This is a genomic window from Streptomyces sp. NPDC025618 (genome assembly GCF_055558795.1).
In genome coordinates this window covers 1-6,453 of record NZ_JBVHLW010000087.1, presented here as the reverse complement: position 1 = coordinate 6,453, position 6,453 = coordinate 1, and the positions used below count along the sequence as shown (strand labels likewise).

The window sequence follows — 6,453 nt, the reverse complement described above, 5'->3', positions numbered from 1 at the left end:
CCTGGCCGCGCTGGAGTCCGCGTCCTTCGGGCAGGCCGCCACCGCAACCCTTCACTCTCTCGCCGAATCCGCGGTGCGGAGGCATAGATGACCACTCCCCGCTCCCGCCACCTGCGGGTCTCACCGTGCGGATTCTGTGCCGGTGCCGAACGTGCGACCCGGGCCGCCGAGGTGGCGCTGGGCCTGCACGGGGGCGCCGGTCTCCATCCGGCACGAGATCGTCCACGGCAAGTACACCGTCAAGTCCCCTCGGATAAAGGGGGCGATCCTCGTTGAGCAGACGGCGGAGGGCCCGAGGGCTCCCTCGTCATGGTCTCGGCACGCACGGCGCCGCGCCGATCGTCCACGCGAGGCCCGCCGAGACGATGTCGGCGGTGGGTCTGACAGCGGCTTTCCTCGGCACTTCGTCACGGGATGACCGGTGTGGCCTTCACCGGCCAGTGTGCCAAGAACCTTCGGGACTTCGGAGCGCTCGCATGGGAGACACCAGGCCGGACCAGAGCTGGAAAGCAGCCCCGGCGAGGCCGGCCGGGCGTGCGGTCGCCGTCACTGGTGACGGTTTTCTCCTTCATAACAGCCCTGCGAACAGGAGCTGAGCCCATGCCCACTGACGCATTCGCGCCTTGTGTCCTGCACTACCCGTACCAAACCCCGCTTCACGAAGAACACGGGCAGATCGAGCGCGAAGTCCAGGCCTGGGCCGAGCGTGTGGGTCTGGCCGAGGGACCATCCTTGGACCGACTGGCAGGCATCAACCCAGGGCTCCTCGCGTCCTGGACCTTCCCTTACGGACCCAAACACGCTGTCGTAGTAGCCGGGAAGGTCATGGCGTGGATGTTCGTCTTGGACGACGAGTGGCTGGACAACGCGGAAACAGGCGGCAACCCCGCCCGGATGGCGAGGCTTACCGCCATCTATCAGCGCTTGCTGGCTTGTTCTGCGGCCTGGGCACCGGGCAGCTCCCCCGAAAGGGACCGGCTGCTGACCGCCTTTGCCTCGATTCTGAGCGCCATCCGCGAGATTGCCACGGATCTGCAGACCCGCAGGTTCTGCACAGAGATGACCCGGGCGTTCTTTGGGGCGCTGCTGGAGGCATGCTGGGCCGAGTCGGGCTGCGGCATCCCGGCAAAGGAATTCTCCACCAGTCGGCTGCTGAGTTCCGGCGTCCTTCCGATGCTTTCTTTGATTGACACGATCGGCGGATTCCGAATCGAGGAGAACCAGCTTTGCCGGCCCGAGGTTCTCCAGCTCACCACCCACGCGACCGCCGTCGTCGCCTGGACCAACGACCTGTTCTCCTTCCGTGTGGAAGAAGAACGCAGCATGTTCGACGTCAACCTCGTCTGGGTCCTCCGCACGGACAACACCGAAGCCGCTACGGCACAAGCGGTGGAGAAGGCCATCAGTATCAACAACGCCGAGATGGACGCCTACCTGAGGCTGGAGGAAGCCGTAGCCAAGAGTGCGGGTCCGGAGCTCAACAGCTACCTGTACGGGCTGCGCTGTTGGTTGCACGGCAACTACCAGTGGTCACAGGTCACCAGCCGGTACCAGACATAAGGGAGCCAGGCATGACTGTCAGCAATACAGGCCGGCGCATCATCGTCATCGGCGCCGGCATCTCCGGGCTTGCCGCGGGATACCGCCTTCAGCAGGCAGGCCACCAGGTCACAGTCCTGGAGAGCGCCGACCACGTCGGCGGAAAGATGACCACCATCGAGCGCGACGGGTTCCGCATCGACATCGCCGCGACCATTCTGTTCGCCACGTACCACCGCATGCTGCAGCTCATCGACGAACTCGACCTCACCGACCAGATTCACCCCGTCGCCGCGACGGCGGGAATCTACACCCCGAACGGCCCCCACTACCTGCGCACCGACAAGGCCACCGACCTGCTCTTCACCCGGCTGCTGTCACTACGCTCAAAGCTTGCCCTGATCAATCTCATCCGCGACGTACGCCGGATCAAGGGCCTGGATTTCACCGACGGCACCACCGCACACCAGATCGACACAGAGAGCGTCGCCGCCTACGGCAAGCGGCGCCTGACCCCGCAGCTCATGGAGTCCCTCTGCGCCCCAATCAACGACTACTACCTGGCCCCCGCGGAAACGGCTTCACTGGCGACGATGTTCAGCATTTTCCAGATCATCAGCGGGGGGTGCTGTTTCGGTACGAAGAACGGTGTTCAGTTCCTGCCCGACGCCCTCGCCCGCCGGCTCGACGTACGTCTGTCGGCCTGTGCCACGTCGGTGGAGGAGAACAGCACAGGCGTTACCGTCACCTGGGACCGCCCCGGGGAAGCCGAGCACATCGAACACGCTGACGGCGCTGTCATCACAGTCCCCGGCTGCCGTGTCCCCACCCTCTACGGCCAGCTCCCACCGGGCCAGCGCGATTTCCTCAAGCAACTGCCCTACGAGAACAACATCGTCATCTATCTCGGTGTCGACCGACTCCTGCCCAGCAAGACACTGTGGCTGACAGCGCCGGGCAGCAAGAGCCTCATCGGTGGCGTTGTCGAGCACAACAAGGGGCCCGGACGCCTGCCGGCAGGGCAGGACCTGCTCAGCACCTACTGGAGCCCCCCATGGATCGAGAGGCACTGGGAGCGCGATGACCAATACCTCGTCGACACGGCCATCGAAGGGGCCTCACGTTTGCTGGCGCTTGACGTCGACGGCCACCTCGCCACCTCCCATGTCCAGCGGTGGAACACTTGTGTCGTCAGCAATCGCCCCGGCGACATCCAGGCTCTGACCGCCTTCGTCCATAGCCTCAGCAGGACCTCGCGCGTCCAACTGGCCGGAGACTACTTCGCCGGACTCCCCTGCACCAACAGCAGTCTCGTCCAGGGCGAACGCGCCGCCGATCGCCTCCTGGAAGCCCTGACCGCGACGAGGCCGAGCAGGTCACGGCGCTGACTGGATCCGGCGGGCGGTGTCAGCGGCTCTCTTGATCGTCCCCGCTGGCAGCTCCCAGCGTGCCCGCCGCCCCGGACGCCCGGCGATGAGGGTGCTCAGTCAGGCGCCCAGGAAGGCGTCGGAGCCATAGAGGGATCACATGCCGGGCCGGATTCGAGCCCGGCTTCGAGGAGCTGGCGTGCGGCGGCGGCGTAGTAGATCGCGGTCTTCTCGTCGCAGCCGAACACCTCGGCGAGATGGAGCGGGTCCGGGCCGTGGGTGAGGGCTTCTTCGAGCTGACGGTCGGCGCGGAGCCGGCTCAGGGTAGCGGCCTGCCCGCGGAGGGCCTTGGAGAGCCAGCTGCTGCCGACGGGGGCACCTCACCCCGGGACCGCCACCGCCCCGGAGGACGAGGTCAGGCCGTGCTGGGGACCGGCAGCACGGCGTGGTCGGGGGTGTCCAGCCAGACGTGCTGGCCGTGGCCGTCGACGGCCAGGCCGAGGCGGCCGAGGCCGGGTCGGCCTCGGTTCTGCCACCAGGCGTGGGCGGCTTCGGTCTCGTCCCACAGCCGTCGGTCGCCGTACTGGTAGACCGTGGAAGGCGCCCCGTCGTCGCGGAAGAGGACGCAGGCCCAGGACCGGTCACCGGCGAGGCTGCACAGCCACACCGGCTGCCGACCGCCCTGCGGCGCGTCGAAGACGGGCACGCAATCCGGGACGAGGAGACCGAGGACGAACCGGGAGAGCGCCCACTCGCCGGCGAACGTCTCACCGAGGGTGAGCACGGTGGTGCCCCGCTCGGCTTCCTCCTGGGACTCCGGGGTCACGTAGTCCGCGTACGCGGGAAGGCCCTGGCGCTGGGCGCGCAGGCTCATGAACTGCACCAGGGCGGTCATCGGGCCGTGCGCGCTGCGCCCGTCCCCGGCGACCGTGAGCGCGACGGTGGCCTCGGTGCGGGTGAAGCGGGTGCCCCACGGCACCACGATCCGTCCACCCGGGCGGCACTGCTCCAGCCAGGCGGCCGGGACGGTGTGCACGCCGCAGGTGGCGATGATCCGGTCGTACGGCCCCCCAGGGGCGTGCCCCTGGTATCCGTCTCCGCACACCACCGTGACCGCCCCGAGGCCCTGCCGCTCCAGGGCCGTACGGGCGGTGTCGGCGAGGGTCCGGTCCACCTCGATCGCGGTGACCGCCGCGGCGCCGAGCCGGGCGGCGAGGAGACCGGCGTTCCACCCCGTGCCCGTGCCGACCTCAAGGACCCGCTGCCCGGGGCGCACGTCGAGGGCGGCGAGCATGCCGGCGACGACGGCAGGGGCGGATGCCGACGACGATGCCACCCGCCCCTGCTCCAGCCCCTGGTGCTCGCCGTCGTCCCACTGTGTCACCAGTGGATCGTCGGACTCGGCTGCCGCCTGCCACCGTTGGGGCTCTCTCGTGCGGCTCACTGCCTCGATGTCGCCAGTCGGCACGTGGTGCTGCCAGATCACCTCGGGCAGGAACCCGGTCCGGGGCAGGGCCTCGAACACCGGCTGCCACCCGGCCGTCAGCGCGCCGTCCGCGGCGAGGCGCGTGACCAGCCCGCGCCAGGTCATTTCCCGTGCTTCCCGCCGTCACCGGGGGAACCGCCGTCCGTCGTCGGCGGCTCCTTCGGCGGCGTCCACGGCTGCCCCGGCAGCCTGCCGCCCTTGCCACTGTCATCTTCCTTGTCGTGCTTGCCCATTGGACGCACCTCCTGCGTCTGATGGTGTGAGACGGGACACGGTAGCGGCGGACCGGAGCTCGGAAAAGACGTCCGGGGCTCCCTCTCTGCGGACCCGGCGACCGCACGGCCGCTACGCGCGCCCGGGCCCCAGCGCACGGGTGATGTCCGGGCGTGTTGCCAGGGCCCGCACAGGTGCGCCAAGGAGAGTTGGGCTCACTGCCCGAGGACCCGGAGGAACGATGACCGCGACGGCGCCAGACACCACGGGCGAGGCCCTCGCCGAGAGCCTGCTCCAGGGCGTGGGCAACGAGCAGATGCGCGCCGCTACCCGCCTCGTGGGAGCGCACCGTGACGGCTACTGGCTCCGTCGCTTCCTGGAGGACCAGGCGCTTTCCGAGGCCGTCGACCAGCCCTGCTCGTTCATCGACCGCCAAGGCCGCCACCCGTCGATGGACTGGAACGCGGTCAGCCTGGTCCTGGTGACCCAGCCGTGGGTGCTCAAATGCTCCGACAGCGAGCGGACCATGCTGGAGTTCTCCTCCGCCCTTGTCGGGAGGTTCGGCGTCAACCTCGCAAAGGCGATCACCACAGCCGACGACAGCGAGTTCGCCCTCATGGCGCGGGCGATGCACGAGGCCGCGTACGGCACCGCGACCTGACGGCGGTGCGGGCCATCCCGCCATCCGGCAGTGCGAAGACCGCTGCCCCGGGGAGCGGCGGACAAGACGACCATGAATAGAACGGGTGTACGATAAGGGTGTGACGTACGAATTCCCCGACTTCTCCGGGGGTCGGTGAGCGTGCGGTTGGAGTTTTCGCAGCTCGGAAGCGGTTCTGAGGCCGTAGTTAGTGCAACACGTATGGTGCACGGGGGTCGGCCCTGAAGTCCTACGGAGCGCGGGGACGAGCTGGAAGCGGGCGGTTTGGTACTTAGCGCGACCTTGCCCGCGGTGGTCTGCACCAGCCAGGGGGGCGTGTTTCGAACATGCGGGGCGGGTCGCCAGGCCGCACCACTCCATGTCCTCCCACCGGTTGCCCGAGTGCAACCGAAGAGCCCGTCACACCCCTGTATTCGGCACCAGTGCTGCGTCGTAATGAAAGGAACCGGCCGGAGCCACCGCCCCGCCCTGTGACCGCCCCGGCACCCGGGCCGCCTTCCTGAGGAGGCACCGTGAGCACTCGGAATAGAACCGTTCCCCTGCCATTCCGTGCCCGTCGGCACCCGCAGTACGAAAGGGTCGAAGCGCACACCCGACGCTGGGCCGACTCCTTCGGCCTCGCGCGGAGCCACGCCGCGGCCCGCGCCCTCAGCGAGGCACGCTACGGAGACTTCGGCGCCTACACGACCCCCACCGCCACCGTGCCCGCAACCGAACTCATGGCAGAGTTCATCACCTGGCTGTATCTCGCTGACGACCAACTCGAAGAAGGCAACCATGGCTCCAGCTCGCGGTGGGCAGCCGTCTCCGATGCCGTACGCGCCGCATTGACCTGTCGGCCCGCCAACGGCCCACTGGGAAGTACTCCTCTCATCCGTGCTCTTACGGACCTCAACCAGCGACTGGACGCCTACGGCAGCCCCGACTGGAAAAAGCGGTTCACCACTCATCTCCTGGACACGATGGAAGCCGCCAAGCAGGAGATCCGGCACCGCAACGAGGCAACACCTCCTCCCTTCACCGCATACGTACCCTTGCGCCGCACCGCCGGCGCCGTTCTCCCCTGCATCGACGTCTCCGAGGCATGCTCTGACTGAGCGTTTGCACCTGTTTCAGGGCAATGTGTTGTGGTTTTACGGTCGCCGTGTCCAGGTGCTGGAGGGGCTGATGAGCCGACGAGCCCGGGA

General features: G+C 68.1%; 6 protein-coding genes and 1 pseudogene. 5 read left to right on the top strand and 2 right to left on the bottom strand.

What is annotated here, in order from left to right:
- Positions 1-87 precede the first annotated feature (87 nt).
- From ACZ4A5_RS31485 to ACZ4A5_RS31475, 3 genes and pseudogenes are all read left to right on the top strand, one after another.
- Positions 88-347 (top strand): annotated as a pseudogene (locus tag ACZ4A5_RS31485) (4-hydroxy-3-methylbut-2-enyl diphosphate reductase); the annotation flags it as partial.
- Positions 348-600: 253 nt separating this feature from the next.
- Entirely contained in the window at positions 601-1,560 is a 960-nt protein-coding gene (locus ACZ4A5_RS31480) for a terpene synthase family protein (RefSeq protein ID WP_467591776.1), read from the top strand.
- 11 nt (positions 1,561-1,571) lie between these two features.
- The gene (locus ACZ4A5_RS31475) at positions 1,572-2,927 is read left to right on the top strand and encodes a protoporphyrinogen/coproporphyrinogen oxidase (RefSeq protein ID WP_467591773.1); all 1,356 of its coding nucleotides are present in this window, start codon (positions 1,572-1,574) and stop codon (positions 2,925-2,927) included.
- Between the two features lie 394 nt (positions 2,928-3,321).
- On the opposite strand, the gene ACZ4A5_RS31470 is transcribed toward ACZ4A5_RS31475, so the two are convergent.
- Entirely contained in the window at positions 3,322-4,497 is a 1,176-nt protein-coding gene (locus ACZ4A5_RS31470; RefSeq protein ID WP_467591770.1) for a methyltransferase domain-containing protein, read from the bottom strand.
- On the bottom strand, positions 4,494-4,625 hold the full coding sequence (locus ACZ4A5_RS31465) for a hypothetical protein (protein WP_467591767.1): 132 nt from the start codon (positions 4,623-4,625) through the stop codon (positions 4,494-4,496). The genes ACZ4A5_RS31470 and ACZ4A5_RS31465 overlap by 4 nt, the downstream gene beginning before the upstream one ends.
- 221 nt (positions 4,626-4,846) lie before the next feature.
- On the opposite strand from ACZ4A5_RS31465, the gene ACZ4A5_RS31460 reads away from it, so the two are divergent.
- Together ACZ4A5_RS31460 and ACZ4A5_RS31455 are read left to right on the top strand one after the other, a co-directional pair.
- Positions 4,847-5,266: a hypothetical protein gene (locus ACZ4A5_RS31460; RefSeq protein WP_467591765.1), complete on the top strand. Its 420-nt coding sequence runs from the start codon at positions 4,847-4,849 to the stop codon at positions 5,264-5,266.
- Positions 5,267-5,778: 512 nt separating this feature from the next.
- The gene (locus ACZ4A5_RS31455; RefSeq protein ID WP_467591762.1) at positions 5,779-6,363 is read left to right on the top strand and encodes a terpene synthase family protein; all 585 of its coding nucleotides are present in this window, start codon (positions 5,779-5,781) and stop codon (positions 6,361-6,363) included.
- Positions 6,364-6,453 lie beyond the last annotated feature (90 nt).

What these genes read in the sequence shown, in the direction of transcription:
- ACZ4A5_RS31475 (WP_467591773.1), top strand. Translation starts at nt 1,572, where the DNA reads ATGACTGTCAGCAATACAGGCCGGCGCATCATCGTCATCGGCGCCGGC.
- ACZ4A5_RS31480 (WP_467591776.1), top strand. Translation starts at nt 601, where the DNA reads ATGCCCACTGACGCATTCGCGCCTTGTGTCCTGCACTACCCGTACCAA.
- ACZ4A5_RS31465 (WP_467591767.1), bottom strand. Translation starts at nt 4,625, where the DNA reads ATGGGCAAGCACGACAAGGAAGATGACAGTGGCAAGGGCGGCAGGCTG.
- ACZ4A5_RS31470 (WP_467591770.1), bottom strand. Translation starts at nt 4,497, where the DNA reads ATGACCTGGCGCGGGCTGGTCACGCGCCTCGCCGCGGACGGCGCGCTG.
- ACZ4A5_RS31460 (WP_467591765.1), top strand. Translation starts at nt 4,847, where the DNA reads ATGACCGCGACGGCGCCAGACACCACGGGCGAGGCCCTCGCCGAGAGC.